At 46.6% G+C, this 19,092-nt stretch carries 13 protein-coding genes and 1 riboswitch; of the genes, 10 read left to right on the plus strand and 3 right to left on the minus strand.

From position 1 onward, the window contains the following. Positions 1-67 precede the first annotated feature (67 nt). Positions 68-1,501: an adenylosuccinate lyase gene (gene purB / locus FYJ57_RS02295; protein ID WP_022399718.1), complete on the plus strand. Its 1,434-nt coding sequence runs from the start codon at positions 68-70 to the stop codon at positions 1,499-1,501. A gap of 114 nt (positions 1,502-1,615) precedes the next feature. On the opposite strand, the gene FYJ57_RS02300 is transcribed toward purB, so the two are convergent. Beyond that, positions 1,616-2,665: a LacI family DNA-binding transcriptional regulator gene (locus tag FYJ57_RS02300; protein ID WP_154431377.1), complete on the minus strand. Its 1,050-nt coding sequence runs from the start codon at positions 2,663-2,665 to the stop codon at positions 1,616-1,618. Positions 2,666-3,126: 461 nt separating this feature from the next. On the opposite strand from FYJ57_RS02300, the gene FYJ57_RS02305 reads away from it, so the two are divergent. The 4 genes from FYJ57_RS02305 to cytX all read left to right on the plus strand — a co-directional run bounded on the left by FYJ57_RS02305 (position 3,127) and on the right by cytX (position 8,152). Continuing rightward, positions 3,127-4,440, plus strand: a complete 1,314-nt coding sequence (locus FYJ57_RS02305) for a glycoside hydrolase family 32 protein (protein ID WP_154431378.1) — start codon at positions 3,127-3,129, stop codon at positions 4,438-4,440. Positions 4,441-4,575: 135 nt separating this feature from the next. Then, complete coding sequence (locus FYJ57_RS02310; protein WP_022172849.1) at positions 4,576-5,850, plus strand: adenylosuccinate synthase; 1,275 nt, start codon at positions 4,576-4,578, stop codon at positions 5,848-5,850. A gap of 55 nt (positions 5,851-5,905) precedes the next feature. Beyond that, positions 5,906-6,014: riboswitch (TPP riboswitch) on the plus strand. A gap of 154 nt (positions 6,015-6,168) precedes the next feature. Beyond that, positions 6,169-6,984, plus strand: a complete 816-nt coding sequence (thiD, locus tag FYJ57_RS02315; RefSeq protein WP_022172848.1) for a bifunctional hydroxymethylpyrimidine kinase/phosphomethylpyrimidine kinase — start codon at positions 6,169-6,171, stop codon at positions 6,982-6,984. Then, complete coding sequence (gene cytX, locus FYJ57_RS02320; protein ID WP_154431379.1) at positions 6,977-8,152, plus strand: putative hydroxymethylpyrimidine transporter CytX; 1,176 nt, start codon at positions 6,977-6,979, stop codon at positions 8,150-8,152. The genes thiD and cytX overlap by 8 nt, the downstream gene beginning before the upstream one ends. A gap of 192 nt (positions 8,153-8,344) precedes the next feature. Here cytX and purF read toward each other — a convergent pair whose 3' ends face one another. After that, positions 8,345-9,736: an amidophosphoribosyltransferase gene (gene purF / locus FYJ57_RS02325; RefSeq protein ID WP_154431380.1), complete on the minus strand. Its 1,392-nt coding sequence runs from the start codon at positions 9,734-9,736 to the stop codon at positions 8,345-8,347. A 13-nt stretch (positions 9,737-9,749) separates the two neighbouring features. Further along, a complete protein-coding gene (locus FYJ57_RS02330; protein ID WP_154431381.1) occupies positions 9,750-11,852 on the minus strand; it encodes a glutamine synthetase III family protein in 2,103 nt (700 codons plus the stop codon). A gap of 195 nt (positions 11,853-12,047) precedes the next feature. Here FYJ57_RS02330 and FYJ57_RS02335 point away from each other — a divergent pair, with 195 nt between their 5' ends. The 5 genes from FYJ57_RS02335 (at position 12,048) to gltB (ending at position 19,089) form a co-directional block, all read left to right on the plus strand. Then, positions 12,048-12,203: a transglutaminase domain-containing protein gene (locus FYJ57_RS02335; RefSeq protein ID WP_205839893.1), complete on the plus strand. Its 156-nt coding sequence runs from the start codon at positions 12,048-12,050 to the stop codon at positions 12,201-12,203. A 26-nt stretch (positions 12,204-12,229) separates the two neighbouring features. Then, a complete protein-coding gene (locus FYJ57_RS02340; RefSeq protein ID WP_154431383.1) occupies positions 12,230-12,436 on the plus strand; it encodes a hypothetical protein in 207 nt (68 codons plus the stop codon). Beyond that, complete coding sequence (locus tag FYJ57_RS02345) at positions 12,411-12,731, plus strand: hypothetical protein (RefSeq protein ID WP_154431384.1); 321 nt, start codon at positions 12,411-12,413, stop codon at positions 12,729-12,731. The genes FYJ57_RS02340 and FYJ57_RS02345 overlap by 26 nt, the downstream gene beginning before the upstream one ends. A 194-nt stretch (positions 12,732-12,925) precedes the next feature. Next, on the plus strand, positions 12,926-14,530 hold the full coding sequence (locus FYJ57_RS02350) for a CTP synthase (RefSeq protein ID WP_154431385.1): 1,605 nt from the start codon (positions 12,926-12,928) through the stop codon (positions 14,528-14,530). A 14-nt stretch (positions 14,531-14,544) separates the two neighbouring features. Beyond that, positions 14,545-19,089, plus strand: coding sequence for a glutamate synthase large subunit (gene gltB, locus FYJ57_RS02355; RefSeq protein ID WP_154431386.1), 4,545 nt, complete (start codon positions 14,545-14,547; stop codon positions 19,087-19,089). Positions 19,090-19,092: the final 3 nt, after the last annotated feature.

The following is a 19,092-nucleotide window of genomic DNA, read 5'->3' on the forward strand; positions in this document are numbered from 1 at the left end:
GCGTATAGCCGATAAAATGTAAGCCGTCCGTAAAGAGGCGGCAAGTACAAGAAAAAGGAGATTATATATGAGTACAGACAGATATGTAAGTCCGTTATCTGAGCGTTATGCAAGCAAAGAAATGCAGTATATCTTTTCCCCGGATATGAAGTTCCGTACCTGGAGACGCCTTTGGATCGCACTGGCAGAGACCGAGAAAGAACTGGGTCTGCCGATCACCCAGGAACAGATTGACGAATTAAAAGCGCACAAAGACGATATTAACTATGATGTGGCAAAAGAGAGAGAACGCCAGGTACGTCATGATGTTATGTCTCATGTATATGCATATGGTGTACAGTGCCCGAAGGCAAAGGGAATCATCCATCTGGGTGCAACTTCCTGTTATGTAGGTGACAACACCGATATTATTGTTATGACCGAAGCTCTGAAACTGGTAAAGAAAAAACTGGTGAATGTGATCGCAGAGCTGGCAAAATTTGCAGAAAAATACAAAGATCTGCCGACACTGGCATTTACCCATTTCCAGCCGGCGCAGCCGACAACCGTAGGTAAACGTGCCACCCTGTGGATGCAGGAGTTTATGCTGGATCTGGAAGATCTGAATTATGTCTTAAGCACTATGAAACTGCTGGGTTCCAAGGGAACAACCGGAACACAGGCAAGTTTCCTGGAACTGTTCGACGGAGATCAGGAAACCATCGATAAGATCGATCCGATGATCGCTGAAAAGATGGGATTCAAACAGTGCTATCCGGTATCCGGCCAGACCTATTCCAGAAAAGTAGATACCAGAGTGGTCAATATTCTGGCAGGCATCGCAGCGAGCGCACATAAGTTTTCCAACGATATCCGTCTTCTGCAGCATCTGAAAGAAGTAGAAGAACCATTCGAGAAGAGCCAGATCGGATCTTCGGCCATGGCTTATAAGAGAAATCCGATGAGAAGTGAACGTATCGCTTCCCTGTCCCGTTTCGTGATGGTAGATGCGATGAACCCGGCAATTACTTCCGCTACCCAGTGGTTTGAGAGAACCCTGGATGATTCTGCCAACAAGAGACTGTCCGTTCCAGAAGGATTCCTGGCAATCGACGGTATCCTGGATCTGTGCCTGAATGTGGTAGACGGTCTGGTGGTATATCCGAAAGTTATCGAGAAGAGACTGCGTTCCGAACTGCCATTCATGGCTACGGAAAACATCATGATGGATGCTGTAAAAGCAGGCGGTGACCGTCAGGAACTGCATGAGAGAATCCGTGAACTGTCCATGGAAGCAGGAAAGACCGTCAAAGTAGAAGGAAAAGACAACAACCTTCTGGAACTGATCGCTGCTGACCCGGCATTCAACCTGACCCTGGAAGAATTGGAAAAAACCATGGATCCTGCAAAATACACAGGACGCGCTTCCGTACAGGTAGACGCCTTCCTGAAAAACGTCATCAACCCGATGCTGGAAGAGAATAAAGACCTGCTGGGTATGACTGCTGAGATCAATGTATAAAAGACTGGAAATAACAAAATATAAAGTATAAAAAACTCCCCCGATTGGAAAATACGATATCGTGTATTCCAATCGGGGGAGTTTTTAGTTATGTGGGAAGCGGGAAAAGGTAGTTTAATCGTCTTCTGCCAACAGATCCCTCTCCGTCGTCTCTCTGCGGATCAGCACCGGTGTGATCATCTTGTGTACCGGTTCGCTGACCGGTGTGTGTTTGCTGTTTTTATGTTCTTCAATCTGCTCCACCAGAAGTTTCACCGCTTCAGTAGCGAGCACATCGATTTGCTGAGCTACGGTGCTGATCGGGAAGATGGCGTTTCGGGAGGCGGGGGAGTCGTCGAAGCCGACAATCAGGTAGTCTTCCGGGAGTTTACCGTATTTTCGTACCAGCAGATTGACCAGGATGCTGGCGTGGGTATCGTTGGAGACGAAAATGCCCTTTTTCCTGCCGGGAGAGTCCGCCTCGATCTCGGAGAGAATCTCTTTCAGATGCTCCTGGGAAGCTGTCTGATCTTTCATCTCATGGAGAAAGACGCGGTGTGGAATCTGCTGTTCCCTGCAAAAATCTTCAAACCCTTCGATTCGACCGTATGCCGGGATACTTTTGGCGGTCGGATTGTTGATGTGGAAAAGCACTTCACAGTTGTGACGATAGAGCAGACTGGTCGCCTGGATCGCACCCATGTAGTTATCGGTGTTGATGCTGCTGATGTGAGCATCCTCCCGCTCGATCGCTACGATCGGGATATGCAGGTTGGCAAGTTCCATCGAAGGGATCGCATGGCTTAAAATGATCAGCCCCTCGATCTTGTAGGCGAGAAGTTCCTGAATATACTGCCGCTCGGTGTCAGCATCTCCGTTACTTAAAAACACCAGGAATTTATACCCAAACGTCTCATATGTGGAAAGAATCCGGTCAAGCATCTCGGAATAATAGTGAAGAAACAGGTTCGGGATGATCACACCGACGAATTCGGTCTGTCCGCTTGCCAGGATCCGCGCCACTTTATTTTCCTGATAATTCAGCTTTTCCAGTGCGTCTGCGATGATCTTCTGGTTCTTCTCGGTAAGGGAATCCGGGTTATTAAAATACCGGGAAATGGTTGTTTTGGAAAAATTCGTATATTTTGCAATGTCCGCGAAGGTTACATTCTGTTTTCGTGCCATAATCGTTGCCTCATGCATTCTTTTTATAGGAACAACGAGTCGAAGCCGTACAAACCTCCGACGATTGCCGGAAAAGATCTCAGGCATATCGTGCGCGTCAGACCCGTTGTAGTTGAATTGTTGTAACTATTCAGTAAGTAATATTCCGCGAGGTGTTTTGGCATGGATATGCCAAAATCCCGAGACATACGAGCAAAAATGCCAGCACCGAAGGTGATTTCAAATGCATTTTTGCTTGTAACTGTGAAGGTACTGAACAGTTACAAATCGTTTCAATTTCTTAATCCAGTATAGCAAAAAAATCTCAAAAAAACAAGGAAAGAGCGAGTAACCGGTAACACTATTCAAAAAAAACGGAAATGAAAAATCTGAGAAAATGTTGACGAAAATACAGGTGAATGATATGATAAAAGAAAAAGTAACCGGTTACTTTAAGCACCAAAAGAAAGGAAACGATAAGAATGAAAGATCTTGTACATGTAAAAGCTCCGGGAAACTGGATCAACGATCCGAACGGTTTTATCTATTACAAAGGCAAATATCACCTGTTTTTTCAGCATTTTCCGTATGCGCCGGAATGGGGAACCATGCACTGGGGACATACGGTCAGTGAGGATCTGGTGCACTGGGAGTATCAGGGAATCGCACTGTTTCCAACCAAAGAATATGATCAGAATGGTGTGTTTTCCGGTACTGCACTGGAAGAAGATGGTAAGCTGAAGATTTATTACAGCGCGGTAAAATATCTGAAACCAGACCCGGAAGATATTCACCGGGTACTGGACGATGCCATTCAGACGAGCCAGGCAATGATCGTATCGGAAGACGGGTTCCATTTTAATAACTGGGATAAAAAGAAGGTGCTGCCGACTGTTCATGATGAAGAGGTCGGAGAGCCGAAGATGAGAGATCCGAAGGTGTGGAAAGACGGAGACAGCTATTATATGATGATGGGAAGCTCGTATCATGACGCTGGTAGAGTTCTCTTTTATACGAGTAAAGACGGAGAAAACTGGACTTACGCAAATCAGTGCCGGCCAGAATCATACGGATGGACGATCGAGTGTCCGGATCTGTTTTCTCAGAATGATCAGTGGATTTTCATCGGCTGTCCGATGCGTCTGACACCGGGGGAGAAGAAATATCCGGACCAGGCTGTGTGGGCGCTGGCGGAATTTGATCCGAAGACCTGTGAACTGAAGCTGTCGGATACTCACAGTTATGTGGATTACGGTCTGGATCTGTATGCACCGCAGACGACACTGGATGCGGAGGGAAGAAGAGTGATGATCTCATGGATGCGTATGCCGATGGCAGTGACAGACAGTACGGATCGCCCGGCATGGAACGGTATGATGAGCAGTGCCCGCGTGGTGGAAGAAAAAGAGGGACATCTGTATTTCCACATGCATCCACAGGTGGACGCATACCTCAGCGCGGAAACTACAGCCGAAGAGGCAGCAGAGAGTGGAAAAGTCTTCCGGATCCGGACGGATCTTTCTGAGGGAGAAACTTTAAATATTGGCGGGTATGTGATCAGCCGCAGCGAAGGAAAGATCGTTGGCGACCGGTCAGCCGTTCTTGAAGGATGTGACGAAGTGCGAACTGTTGATGCGACTCCGGTGATCGAGGGTGCGGCACAGCTGGATATTCTGGTGAACGATCATCTGATTGAAATCTTTGTCAACGACGGTCAGTATGTGCTCAGCCATGTGGTTTACGGAAAATCTAAAAAGATTTCTGGAAAATATGAAAAAGTTCTGGTGGGAAAATAAGAAAGATGGTATACTTATTAAGGAAATTTATAATTGACTTTAATTTATAAGTAATAATAAGTTTTACTAATAAGAAAAGTGTTGTATAATCATTTTTGTAAAGGAAATGATGATAACCCGTCAGGAGGTAACCAAATGATTAAAGCTGTTGTTGGAGCAAACTGGGGAGATGAAGGAAAAGGTAAGATTACCGATATGCTGGCTAAAGAAGCGGACATTATCGTTCGTTTCCAGGGTGGAGCCAATGCCGGACATACCATCGTAAATGATTACGGCAAGTTCGCACTGCATACTCTGCCGTCAGGTGTATTTTATAATCATACCACAAGCGTGATCGGAAACGGTGTTGCACTGAATGTACCACTGGTTTTCAAAGAGATCCAGGATATCGTATCCAAAGGGGTACCGACACCGAAGATCCTGATTTCCGACCGTGCACAGATGGTAATGTCTTATCACATTCTGTTTGATCAGTACGAAGAAGAACGTCTGGGTGGCAAATCCTTCGGATCCACAAAATCAGGTATCGCTCCTTTTTATTCTGATAAATTTGCAAAGATTGGTTTTCAGGTCAGCGAGTTGTTTGACGAGGAAGCGCTGAAAGAAAAAGTAGCAGGCATCTGCGAGAAAAAGAACGTTATGCTGGAGCATCTGTATCACAAACCGCTTCTGAAACCGGAAGAGATTTTTGAAGAGCTGATGAGCTACAAGAAGATGCTGGAGCCATATGTATGCGACGTATCTTTGTTCCTGTGGAACGCACTGAAAGAAGGAAAAGAGATCCTGTTAGAGGGTCAGCTGGGATCCTTAAAAGACCCGGATCACGGTATTTACCCAATGGTAACTTCTTCCTCCACACTGGCAGGATACGGTGCAGTAGGAGCAGGTGTACCGCCATATGAGATCAAGAAAATCATCACCGTATGTAAAGCATACTCCAGCGCAGTAGGAGCAGGTGCATTCGTATCCGAGATCTTCGGAGACGAGGCAGATGAGCTGAGACGCAGAGGCGGAGACGGCGGCGAGTTCGGTGCAACAACCGGAAGACCGAGACGTATGGGATGGTTCGATGCAGTGGCTTCCAAATACGGATGCCGTATGCAGGGAACTACCGATGTAGCGTTCACCGTACTGGATGTTCTGGGATATCTGGATGAGATTCCGGTATGTGTAGGATACGACATCGACGGCGAAGTAACTACAGACTTCCCGACCACCACACTGCTGGAAAAGGCAAAGCCGGTGTATGAAACTCTGCCGGGATGGAAATGCGATATCCGCGGTATCAAGAAATACGAAGATCTGCCGGAAAACTGCAGAAAATACATCGAATTCGTAGAAGAGAAGATTGGTTTCCCGATCACCATGATTTCCAATGGCCCGGGAAGAGATGATATCATCTACAGATAAGAAATGCTATACCGGGATTGCTATATTGCTGTGCAATTTTGCAATCCTCAAAAACGAATAGAAAACGGGGAGCTTGCATAAGCAGGCTGAGAGGAGACTGGCAGCGTTTCGACCCATAACCTGATTTGGATAATGCCAACGTAGGGATGATTTACAGAGAAAAACAGGCACACCATCCTTTTGGTGTGTCTGTTTTGGCTTGCGTTGCATATCAATAATTGATCCGGTGGATCAATTTTGATACGCGGCGGATTGGGGGCACCACCTTTCGTCGCTATAAAAAAGTAATGGTGAATTCATATGCAAAGGAGAAAAAATATGAGAACAGCATTAACAATCGCTGGCAGTGATTCCAGCGGAGGCGCCGGCATCCAGGCAGATATCAAGACGATGATGGCCAATGGCGTATATGCCATGAGTGCCATCACGGCTCTGACAGCCCAGAATACAACCGGCGTAACAGCAATTATGGAGGCAACTGAGGAATTTTTAGGAGAGGAACTGGACAATATTTTCACAGATATCTTTCCGGATGCAGTGAAGATCGGAATGGTTTCGTCCTCCGGTCTGATCATAAAGATTGCAGAAAAACTGAAAGAGTATGATGCAAAAAATATCGTGGTTGATCCGGTTATGGTGGCTACCAGCGGAGCCAGACTGATCAGTGAAGACGCGGTAAGCACCTTAAAAGAATATCTGTTTCCGCTGGCACAGATCCTGACACCGAATATCCCGGAGGCAGAAGTACTTTCCGGTATGACTATCACTTCTGAAGCGGAGATGATGGAGGCGGCTAAAGTGATCGGTGATCAGTACGGATGTGCGGTTCTGTTAAAAGGCGGTCATAAGGTGAATGATGCCAATGACTTGCTTTATCATGAAGGAACCTGCCAATGGTTTTACGGAAAACGAATCGATAACCCGAATACTCATGGAACCGGCTGTACGCTTTCCAGCGCGATCGCTTCCAACCTGGCAAAGGGATTTCCTATGGATGTGTCTGTAGAGCGCGCAAAGGCCTATATTTCCGGTGCTCTGGCAGCTATGCTGGATCTCGGCAAGGGCAGCGGTCCGATGAACCACGGATTTGCCATTGCCGGAGAATATGCAAAGGAGGTACAGGATCATGAGTGAAAAACGGACTTCTTTGTTTGAAAACGGACTGATATGGTTCGGTGCGGGAGTATCTATCGCAGAGATCCTGACCGGAACGTATCTGGCGTCTCTGGGGATGAAAAAAGGTCTGGCAGCTATTTTGTTGGGACATCTGATCGGCTGCGTCCTTTTATTTTTAGCAGGTGTGATCGGCGGTAAAGTGCGAAAAAGTGCAATGGAAACCGTAAAAATCAGCTTTGGACAGAAAGGCAGTCTGTTATTTGCCCTGTTAAATGTGATCCAGCTGGTGGGCTGGACGGCCATCATGATCTATGACGGTGCACTGGCAGCCAATCAGGCAGTCGGTGTGGGTAACTGGGTCTGGTGTCTGGTGATCGGTGGACTGATCATCCTGTGGCTTGTGATCGGTATCACAAATCTTGGAAAATTAAATACAGTTGCGATGGCGGCGTTGTTTATTCTGACACTGATCCTCTGTAAAGTTATTTTCTTTGGAGATTACCATGCAGCGAGCGTGGCAGCGGACGGACTGACCTTTGGAGCAGCAGTGGAACTGGCGGTTGCAATGCCGTTATCCTGGCTGCCGCTGATCAGTGATTACACAAGAGAAGCAAAAGAGCCGGTCAAAGCGACCGCAGTGAGTGCTGTTGTATATGGAGTGATCAGCTGTTGGATGTATCTGATCGGTATGGGGGCTGCCATCTATACCGGCGAGAGTGATATCGCGCAGATCATGGTGAAGGCGGGACTTGGTATCGTGGGTCTTCTGATCATCATTTTCTCCACCGTTACCACGACTTTCCTGGATGCGTATTCCGCAGGAATCTCCAGTGAGACTCTGAGCCATAAATTGAACGGAAAATATATTGCCATTGGTGTGACGATTGTGGGCGCGCTGGCAGCTATTGTGTATCCGATGGATAATATCACGGATTTCTTATACCTGATCGGTTCGGTATTTGCTCCGATGATCGCGATCCAGATCGGGGATTTCTTCCTATTAAAAGAAGATCACAGTGAAAAAGAAATCCAGATCTCCAATATGATCCTGTGGGTGATCGGATTTGTTTTGTACCGGATGTTGATGAAGGTAGATCTGCCGGTGGGAAACACACTGCCGGATATGGTGATCACGATGGTACTTTGTCTGATCTGGGGAAAAGTGGCTGGAAAGAAAAATAAGTAAAAAATGTATTATAAATGAAATGTTCAGAAAGAGGTGTCGACAGAAGAAACTGCTGACACTTCTTTTCTTTATACGAACAGTATGTCAAAGTGTGAAACAAAGGGAAAAGGCGCATACCTTTGGAGAGAGGTATACGCCTTGCGTAAGAAAAATGTGATGTATGTAATCGGAGAAGTGATACTTCTTCCGCGATTACTGTTTTGGAATATCCATCGGATAGTGATTGTCAAAGCAGGCTCTGCACAGTGGCAGGTCACCGACCATCGACTGGAGATCTTCGATCTTCATATATCCTAAGGAATCAGCTCCGATTAACTGTCGGATCTCTTCCGTTGAATGGGAAGAGGCGATCAACAGCTGATTGGATGGTACATCAGTACCGAAATAACATGGGTACAGGAAAGGCGGTGAGCTGACGCGCACATGCACTTCTTTTGCACCGGCATGTTTCAGAAGGTGGATCAGATTGGCGATCGTAGTTCCACGCACGATGGAGTCATCGACCAGCACAATATTTTTTCCTTTGACAGCGGATTCCAGGACGCTTAATTTCAGACGTACACTGGATTCCCGTTCCTTCTGAGTAGGCTTGATAAAGGTACGGCCTACATAGCTGTTTTTATAGAATGCCAGTCCAAAAGGAATTCCGGATTCCGCCGCGAATCCCTGTGCGGCAGTAATTCCTGAGTCAGGAACACCGACGACCAGGTCAGCATCTGCGGGATAGGCTTTGGCAAGCGCTGCACCGGCACGAAGTCGGGACTCATATACGGAGATGCCGTCCAGTTTGCTGTCCAGACGGGCAAAGTAAATGTATTCAAAAATGCAATGAGCCTGCCGGGACTGACATAAGGTAAGGTTAGAGGTGATACCTTCCCGGGTGATCGTTACGATCTCACCAGGTTTGATATCACGGAGGAACTGTGCACCGATTGCAGTCAGTGCACAACTTTCAGAGGCGATGATATAAGAATCATCTCTCTTACCAAGACAAAGAGGTTTCAGTCCAAGGGGATCACGGACACCGATCAGCTTGCGGGGGCTTGCGATGACCAGACCGTAAGCACCTTTGATCTTTTCGGCGGTCTTCATGATCGCTTCCTCGACCGATTTGGTACGGACTCTTTCTCTGGCAATATAATAAGCAATAACCTCTGAATCAGTTGTTGTATGGAAAATGGCTCCGTTTTGCGCAAGTTCATTGCGAAGCTCTTCGGTATTTACCAGATTGCCGTTATGAGCGAGAGCCAGAGTTCCCTTAATATAATTCAGAACCAGGGGCTGAGCGTTACTCAATGTAGCCGCCCCTGTTGTGGAATAACGGACATGCCCGATACCGAGATTTCCTTTCATATTTGAAAGAACATCTTCTTTAAAGACTTCACTGACAAGTCCCATCCCTCTTTGTACATTCATATTTCCCTTGGGACCGCTGGTGTCAAACACAGCGATTCCGCAGGATTCCTGTCCACGGTGCTGCAGGGAAGAGAGCCCGTAATAGATGGAAGAGGCTGCATCTTCCCCGTGGGGATTATAAATACCGAATACACCGCAGGCTTCTTTAATCCGTTCATCCTGACACATAGATTCCACCTCACTACAGGGAGAACAAAAGCTGATCGTAAGTAGGATAGTTCAGGATAGAATCCGGAATTAAAGCTTCAATATCACTGGCAACAGTACGGATCTCTTCCATCTTTGCCAGTACCTGATCATGGAATGCTTCTGCACATTTCTGGGTATCTTCCAGAGCGAAAGAAGTATCGATCAGGGTTTTCAGTTCTGCAACATCTGAAGTCAGAGCAGTGTAAGCAGTGGACAGTTTTTCAACCAGTGCTTCTTCCGAAGCAGTATCAGCGGCAGCCATAAAGGATTTCTTTGCTGCTGCGTTTTTGGAAACCTCAGCGGCATAGGTGCTGACAGCCGGCAGAAAATCTTTGGTGATCATTTCTGCAAGAGTACGAGCCTCGATACCGATGGTTTTTATATAGTTTTCCAGTTTGATCTCATAACGTGAAGCCAGTTCTTCTTTTGTAAATACATGATGTTTGGTGAACAGTTCCACGTTTTTATCTGCTAACAGCTGTGGCAGGCAGTCCGGAGTAGACGGCAGATTATATAATCCGCGTTTTTTTGCTTCAGCAACCCACTCATCGGTATAACCGTTGCCGTTGAAGATAACTTTTTTATGTTTGCGGATGGCACGTTTGATCAGTTCATGTACGGCCTGTTCCATATCTTCCGGTTTGGTTCCTTCCAGTTCGGTATAGAACTGAGCCAGAGCTTCTGCAACAGCAGTGTTCAGTACCACATTCGGGTTTGCAACAGATGCTGCAGAACCAAGCATACGGAATTCAAATTTATTACCTGTGAAGGCGAATGGTGAAGTACGGTTACGGTCCGTGGTATCTTTCACAAAGTGTGGAAGTACATGAGCACCGATATCCAGCTGTACTTTTTTCTGTTTTCCGAAGAAAGTATCATTTTCGATGGATTCCAGAACTGCAGTCAGTTCATCACCAAGGAAGATGGATACGATAGCCGGCGGAGCTTCGTTACCGCCCAGACGGTGATCGTTGCCGGCGCTGGTTGCAGATACACGCATCAGATCTGCATATTCATCTACGGCTTTGATGACAGCCATCAGAAATACCAGGAACTGGATATTCTGTGCCGGTGTGCTTCCCGGATTTAACAGGTTTACCCCATCGTTGGTTATCAGAGACCAGTTGTTATGTTTACCGCTTCCGTTGATACCCTCGAATGGTTTTTCATGTAACAGGCATACCAGACCATGTTTGTCAGCCACTTTTTTCATGATTTCCATGGTCAGCTGGTTGTGGTCAACGGCTACGTTTGCGGTATCAAAGATCGGAGCTAGCTCATGCTGTGCAGGAGCAACTTCGTTATGTTTTGTTTTTGCCGGGATACCAAGTTTCCACAACTCTACATCCAGATCATGCATATAAGCAGCAACCTTTGGTTTCAGTGAACCAAAGTAATGATCTTCCATTTCCTGTCCTTTTGGAGCAGGTGCACCAAACAGAGTACGTCCGCAGAATACCAGGTCTTTTCTCTTCTTATACAGGTCTTTGTCTACCAGGAAGTATTCCTGTTCCGGTCCGATGGTTGTGGATACGCTGGTAACGGTTTCATTTCCCAGGAGTTTCAGCATCTTTACTGCTTCTGTGTTCAGTGTCTCCATGGAACGGAGCAGAGGGGTTTTCTTATCCAGTGCCTCACCGCTGTAAGAACAGAAAGCCGTCGGAATATATAAAGTACCATCTTTAATGAAAGCCGGTGATGTAGGATCCCATGCTGTATAACCTCTTGCCTCGAAAGTAGCACGAAGTCCGCCTGACGGGAAACTGGATGCATCCGGTTCACCTTTTACCAGTTCTTTTCCGGAAAAGTCCATGATAACTTCGCCGTCACCAACCGGTGTGATGAAACTGTCATGTTTTTCAGCTGTGAAACCGGTCATCGGCTGGAACCAATGGGTGTAGTGAGTGGCACCGTTTTCTACAGCCCATTCTTTCATGGCAACGGCTACAGAATTAGCTACGTCCAACTCCAGATGAGTTCCGTTTTCGATTGTTTTGCGAAGTGCTTTGTACATATCCTTCGGCAGTTTGTTACGCATTACCTTATCGTTAAAAACAAGGCTTCCATATAAAGCAGGAATTTCTTCATGTGTCATGATTTGTTCTCCTTTCTGATTGCCATAGTGTTTTCAGAATGTTTAAAGATAAAAAAAGACGCCTTGAACCTGTTTCCAAGTTCAAAGCGCCATTGCTTTATGTCCTGTAGTATACACGGATATTCTGGATTGTCAATCCCTGATTTGAAAAAAAACAAAAAAATTTTCCGGATTTGCATGGAAATAAACATTACATTGTTGAAGAAAATGGTGTATTATGCCGCAACAGCCGCAGAAGCGTTTCGTGCGTATGGTATTCCGACCCGCTACGTGGAAGGATACTATCTGTCCGGGGATGATATTCACAGCGAAGCAAGCGGGATTAATAAACTGACCGGGGCAGGCGAGTAAAAATACTGCTCTGGAAGATCCGTCCTTTGAGGCAAATCAGGTTGCTTCTGGTTATTCTTTGTCTTGGGATTCTGGAGATCGGAAGAATCCTGGACTATGAGTGGATGCACAGAAAATTTGCCCGGGCAGATCAACAGAAAAAAGTCCGCATCTATACACATCTATACAGAAGAAATGCAGAAATTGCCGGCTTTTCTCGGAATATCTATGAGCCTTGGATGGAAAACCGGTGAAGTAGATCAGAAAATTCATGAAAAATATCAGGGAGTAGAGGCAGGTGCATATCTTCGCGTATGTGAGATTCTGGAAAAATCTATCTATGGACAGCAGAATCTGGAGCCTTATGAGATGCGGACAGTCTCTGCATTTATGAAAAAACTGGAAGTAATCGGAGGTAATACACTCAACCGGAAAGAGAGAATAGAACTTCGATATGGTTATGTTGTACGGATAATGGAAAAAATCTGTCGAAAAACAGGGCAAAAAGGAAAAACAAAAAAAAACAGCAGAAAAGAATTGACAAAATAAAAGGAAAGGGACATAATATTAGCATTAAAAAGCACTGACAAAGGCGTCAGAGATCCGAAAGGGTTTCTGACGCCTTTTTGCGTAAGCAACGAGCCAAAGTATGTGGCTGCATGAGGCCTTGGCGACTGTTGCGACAACCTGAGAAATTCGGAAAACGTATTTCTCATAGTTTTTCAAACGAGGAGGAAAATGTGATGGCAGTAAAATATGTGTTTGTGACAGGTGGCGTAGTATCCGGCCTTGGAAAGGGAATTACGGCAGCTTCGCTTGGGAGACTTCTGAAAGCCAGAGGCTATAAAGTGACTATGCAGAAGTTTGACCCATATATCAACGTGGATCCGGGTACGATGAATCCTATTCAGCATGGGGAAGTGTTCGTTACGGATGACGGTACCGAGACGGATCTGGATCTGGGACACTATGAACGATTCATTGATGAGAGCCTGGATAAGAATTCCAATGTGACAACTGGAAAAATCTACTGGTCCGTTCTGCAAAAAGAACGTCACGGAGATTATGGCGGAGGAACCGTACAGGTAATCCCGCATATAACTAATGAAATCAAAGATCGTTTTTATAAACCAAAGTCAGAGGATGATAACCGCATAGCAATCATCGAGGTGGGTGGTACGGTAGGTGATATCGAAAGCCAGCCGTTTCTGGAGGCCATCCGTCAGTTTCAGCATGAAATCGGTCATGAGAATGCGGTTTTGATCCATGTGACTCTGATTCCGTATCTGAAAGCATCCGGGGAGATGAAGACAAAACCAACGCAGCAGAGTGTCAAGGAACTGCAGGGAATGGGCCTGTGGCCGGATGTTCTGGTATGTCGGAGTGAATATGAGATCTCGGAAGAGATGAAAGCAAAGATTGCACTGTTTTGTAACGTTCCGGTGAATCATGTATTACAGAATCTGGATGTGGATTATCTGTACGAGGCACCTCTTGCCATGGAAAAAGAACATCTGGCACAGGTGGTATGTGAATCTCTGCAGCTTCCCTGCCCGGAACCGGATCTGAGTGACTGGAAAGAGATGGTAGACAGTTTGAGAAATCCGATCTACGAAGTGGAGATTGCCATGGTCGGAAAATACATTCAGCTGCATGATGCATATCTGAGTGTGGTAGAAGCACTGAAACACGGTGGAATCGCAGCACATGCGAATGTAAAGATCCGCTGGGTAGACTCTGAAGAAATCACACCGGAAAATGTAGCAGAGAAGTTAAAAGGAGTGGATGGTATTCTGGTACCTGGCGGTTTCGGAACCCGTGGTACGGAAGGAAAGATCGAGGCCATCCGCTATGCGAGAGAAGAAAAGATCCCGTTCCTTGGTATCTGCCTGGGTATGCAGATGGCGATCGTGGAATTTGCCAGAGATGTGATCGGCTATAAAGATGCCAACAGCATCGAGCTGGATCCGGAAACCACACATCCGGTCATTGCGCTGATGCCGGAACAAAACGGTGTGGAAGATCTGGGCGGAACCCTTCGCCTCGGTGCCTATCCATGTATCCTGAAAGAAGGAAGCAAGGCAAGAGAATTATACGGAACCGAAGAAATCAGCGAAAGACATCGTCATCGCTATGAAGTTAATAACGATTATCGACAGGAACTGGAAGAAAACGGAATGGTACTTTCCGGACTGTCACCGGACAAACGCATCGTAGAGATGCTTGAGATTCCCGGTCATCCATTCTTCGTGGGAACCCAGGGACATCCGGAACTGAAATCCAGACCAAACCGCGCACATCCGCTGTTCCGCGGACTGATCCAGGCGGCAGTAGCGTATCACCAGTGAGAGGAGAAAATGTGATGAAAGAAAATCAAGGTTTATATCGACAGCAATTTGAGCATGATAACTGTGGTATCGGAGCGGTCATCAACAGCAAAGGTATCAAAAGCCACACTACTGTAGAGAATGCTCTGAAAATCGTAGAAAATCTGGAACATCGTGCAGGAAAAGATGCAGAAGGAAAAACCGGAGACGGTGTAGGTATCCTCCTGCAGATCTCCCATAAGTTTTTCAAAAAAGAATGTGAAAAACTGGGAATCGAGATCGGAGAGGAGAGAGAATATGGTATCGCCCAGCTCTTCTTCCCGCAGGATGAACTGAAATGCAACCAGGCAAAGAAGATGTTTGAGATCATCGTGGAAAAAGAAGGCCTGGAACTGCTTGGTTATCGTGAAGTTCCGGTTTATCCGGAAGTTCTCGGACACAAAGCCAGAGTCTGTATGCCACACATCGTGCAGGCATTTATCAAAAAACCTGTCCGTGTGGAAAAAGGTCTGGAATTTGACCGGAAACTGTACATCGCCCGCCGCGTCTTTGAACAGAGTAATGAAAATACGTATGTAGTATCCATGTCCAGCCGTACGATTGTATACAAAGGTATGTTTCTGGTAGGACAGTTGCGCACCTTCTTCGGCGATCTGCAGGATAAAGATTATGAATCAGCCATCGCCATGGTACACTCCCGTTTCAGTACCAACACGAATCCAAGCTGGGAGAGAGCGCATCCGAACCGTTTTATCGTACACAACGGTGAGATCAACACTATTCGCGGTAATGCCGACAAGATGCTGGCACGTGAGGAAACAATGGAATCTTCCCATCTGAAAAATCAGCTGCATAAGATCCTGCCGGTTGTAGATACCAGAGGATCTGACTCTGCTATGCTTGACAATACACTGGAATTTCTGGTCATGAGTGGTATGCCGCTTCCACTGGCAGTTATGATCACCATTCCGGAACCATGGACGAACAATAAAACACTGGATCAGGATGAGAGAGATTTCTATCAATATTATGCAACTATGATGGAGCCGTGGGACGGTCCTGCCTCCATTGTATTTTCTGACGGTGATCTGGTCGGTGCGGTTCTTGACCGTAACGGTCTACGTCCATCCCGTTACTATGTATTAAAGAGCGGGGATGTGATCCTGGCTTCCGAGGTCGGCGTTCTGGAAGTACCGGAAGAAGAAATCGTGTTAAAAGAGCGTCTGCACCCTGGAAAGATGCTGTTAGTCGATACTGTAAAAGGAAAAATCTATCAGGATGAAGAACTGAAAGAAATCTATGCGACCAAACAGCCGTACGGTGAATGGCTCGACAGCAATCTGGTAGAATTGAAAGAACTGAAGATTCCGAACAAACATGTGGAAGAATACGGTAAAGAGCAGAGAAAACAGCTTCAGAAAGCATTCGGCTATACCTATGAAGAATATAAGAATTCTATCCGTACCATGGCCTTGAACGGCGGAGAGGCAATTGCAGCCATGGGTGTGGATACACCACTGGCAGTACTTTCTGAAAAACAGAGACCGTTATTTGATTACTTCAAACAGTTATTTGCCCAGGTAACCAACCCGCCGATCGATGCGATACGAGAGGAGATCGTCACCAGCACTACGATCTATGTAGGTAAAAAGGGTAATCTGCTGGAGGAAAAACCGGAAAACTGCCAGGTATTAAAAATCAACAATCCGATCCTGACCAATACGGATATGCTGAAGATCAAACAGATGCACAAACCGGGATTCAAGGTGGCAGTTGTTCCGATTACCTATTATAAGAGTACGAAACTGGAACGCGCGATCGACCGTCTGTTTGTGGAAGTGGATAAAGCATACAAAGATGGTGCCAATATTCTGGTTCTTTCCGACCGAGGTGTGGATGAAAACCATGTGCCGATTCCGTCCCTGTTAGCGGTATCTGCCGTACATCAGCATCTGGTCAATACAAAGAAACAGACATCTCTGGCCCTGATCCTGGAGTCCGGGGAACCGAGAGAAGTCCATCATTTTGCAACACTGTTAGGTTATGGTGCCTGTGCAGTCAACCCATATCTGGCCCAGGACAGTATCCGGGAACTGATCGAAGAGGGACTGCTTGACAAAGATTATTATGCCGCAGTGGATGATTACAATGCAGCAATCCTGCATGGTATCGTAAAGATTGCTTCCAAGATGGGTATTTCCACTATTCAGTCTTACCAGGGTGCGAAGATTTTTGAAGCCATCGGTATCTCTCAGAAAGTTATCGACAAATATTTCTCCGGAACCGTCAGCCGCGTGGGTGGTATCACTATGGAAGATATCGCAAAACAGGTGGATGAGAAACATTCCCAGGCATTTGACCCGCTGGGACTGGCCAGTGATCTGACACTGGACAGCCTTGGAAAACATAAAAGAAGAAGCGGTGGAGAAGAACACCGTTACAATCCACAGACCATTCATATGCTGCAGCAGTCCACCTGGACCGGAAGCTATGATATGTTCAAACAGTATACTGCAATGGTAGACGAAGAACAGAGCGGCTATCTGAGAAGTCTGATGGACTTTAATTATCCGGAAAATGGTGTGCCGATCGACGAAGTAGAAAGCGTGGATGAGATCGTAAAACGATTCAAAACCGGTGCCATGTCCTATGGTTCTATTTCTCAGGAAGCCCATGAGACACTGGCAATTGCCATGAATCATCTCCATGGAAAATCCAATACCGGTGAAGGCGGTGAAAGTGATGACAGACTGGATTCCGCAGGAAGCGATAATGACAGATGTTCTGCAATCAAACAGGTAGCATCCGGTCGTTTTGGTGTTACCAGCCGATATCTGGTAAGTGCAAGAGAGATTCAGATCAAGATGGCGCAGGGTGCAAAACCCGGTGAAGGCGGACATCTTCCGGCGAAAAAAGTATATCCGTGGATCGCAAAGACCAGACATTCCACACCGGGTGTGAGTCTGATCTCCCCGCCACCACATCATGATATTTATTCGATTGAAGACCTGGCACAGCTGATCTACGACCTGAAAAACGCAAATAAATACGCAGGAATCTCCGTAAAACTGGTTTCAGAAGCAGGTGTTGGTACGGTTGCGGCAGGTGTTGCCAAAGCCGGTGCACAGGTTATCCTGATCTCCGGATACGACGGAGGTACCGGAGCCGCTCCGGAAAGTTCTATCCACAACGCAGGTCTTCCATGGGAGATGGGACTTGCAGAGACCCATCAGACCCTGTTACAGAATGGTCTGAGAAACCGTGTCCGGATCGAGACAGACGGTAAACTGATGAGCGGCCGTGATGTGGCTATCGCAGCACTGCTCGGTGCGGAAGAGTTCGGTTTTGCAACCGCTCCGCTGGTAACCATGGGCTGCGTGATGATGAGAGTCTGCAACCTGGATACCTGCCCGGTAGGTGTGGCTACCCAGAATCCGGAACTGAGAAAACGCTTCAAAGGAAAACCGGAATACGTAGAGAATTTCATGCGCTTTATCGCTCAGGAGCTGCGGGAATATATGGCAAAACTGGGTGTTCGCACGATCGATGAGATGGTAGGAAGAAGTGACCTTCTGAAAGTAAAAGAAGACGCAAAAACACCGATGGCAGCAAAGATGGATCTGTCTCAGATCCTGTACAACCCATATGCGGGAGAAAAAGAGTGTGTGACGTTCAGTCCGGAAAAAGTATACGATTTCCAGCTGGAAAAAACGCTGGACGAGAAAGTACTGTTAAAGAAACTGGAGAAATCCGTAGAGAAGGGAACGAAAGCTTCTCTGGATCTGAAAGTCGGCAACACCGACCGTTCCTTCGGTACGATCCTCGGTGCAGAGATCACCCGTCAGCACAAAGACGGACTGCCGGAAGACACTATTACCATCAACTGTACCGGTGCCGGCGGACAGAGCTTCGGGGCATTTATCCCGAAAGGACTGACACTGCGCCTGTGCGGTGATACCAACGATTATTATGGAAAAGGACTTTCCGGTGGAAAACTGGTTGTCTTCCCGCCGAAGAACAGAGGATACAAAGCAGAAGAGAATATCATCGCCGGTAACGTAGCCCTGTATGGAGCCACCAGCGGTAAAGTATTTATCAATGGTGTGGCAGGGGAACGTTTTGCAGTCCGTAACTCCGGAGCCTACGCAGTTGTAGAGGGTGTGGGAGAACATGGATGTGAATATATGACCGGTGGCCGCGTGGTCGTTCTTGGTAAGACAGGAAAGAACTTTGCAGCAGGTATGAGCGGTGGTATCGCTTATGTACTCGATGAGAACAGCCATCTGTATCGGAATCTGAACAAAGATATGATTTCCATTGAAAAAGTGGAAAACAAATACGATATCAAAGAACTGAAAGAACTGATCGAGGAACATGTGGAAGCCACAGGATCCGAGAGAGGTGCGTTGATTCTGGAGCATTTCCAGGAGTATCTGCCCAAATTCAAAAAGATCATCCCGAATGATTTCAAGAAGATGATCGCTCTTTCTGCAAAGCTGGAAGAGAAAGGAATGAGCACAGAGCAGGCACAGATGGAAGCATTCTATGAAAGTTTCCAGACCAAACCGACGGAGGAGTAAGAG

Origin of the sequence: Oliverpabstia intestinalis (assembly GCF_009696065.1) — a bacterium.
Lineage (GTDB): Bacteria > Bacillota > Clostridia > Lachnospirales > Lachnospiraceae > Oliverpabstia > Oliverpabstia intestinalis.

What these genes read in the sequence shown, in the direction of transcription:
- FYJ57_RS02310 (WP_022172849.1), top strand. Translation starts at nt 4,576, where the DNA reads ATGATTAAAGCTGTTGTTGGAGCAAACTGGGGAGATGAAGGAAAAGGT.
- FYJ57_RS02330 (WP_154431381.1), bottom strand. Translation starts at nt 11,852, where the DNA reads ATGACACATGAAGAAATTCCTGCTTTATATGGAAGCCTTGTTTTTAAC.
- gltB (WP_154431386.1), top strand. Translation starts at nt 14,545, where the DNA reads ATGAAAGAAAATCAAGGTTTATATCGACAGCAATTTGAGCATGATAAC.
- thiD (WP_022172848.1), top strand. Translation starts at nt 6,169, where the DNA reads ATGAGAACAGCATTAACAATCGCTGGCAGTGATTCCAGCGGAGGCGCC.
- purB (WP_022399718.1), top strand. Translation starts at nt 68, where the DNA reads ATGAGTACAGACAGATATGTAAGTCCGTTATCTGAGCGTTATGCAAGC.
- purF (WP_154431380.1), bottom strand. Translation starts at nt 9,736, where the DNA reads ATGTGTCAGGATGAACGGATTAAAGAAGCCTGCGGTGTATTCGGTATT.
- cytX (WP_154431379.1), top strand. Translation starts at nt 6,977, where the DNA reads ATGAGTGAAAAACGGACTTCTTTGTTTGAAAACGGACTGATATGGTTC.
- FYJ57_RS02350 (WP_154431385.1), top strand. Translation starts at nt 12,926, where the DNA reads ATGGCAGTAAAATATGTGTTTGTGACAGGTGGCGTAGTATCCGGCCTT.
- FYJ57_RS02345 (WP_154431384.1), top strand. Translation starts at nt 12,411, where the DNA reads ATGAGCCTTGGATGGAAAACCGGTGAAGTAGATCAGAAAATTCATGAA.
- FYJ57_RS02305 (WP_154431378.1), top strand. Translation starts at nt 3,127, where the DNA reads ATGAAAGATCTTGTACATGTAAAAGCTCCGGGAAACTGGATCAACGAT.
- FYJ57_RS02300 (WP_154431377.1), bottom strand. Translation starts at nt 2,665, where the DNA reads ATGGCACGAAAACAGAATGTAACCTTCGCGGACATTGCAAAATATACG.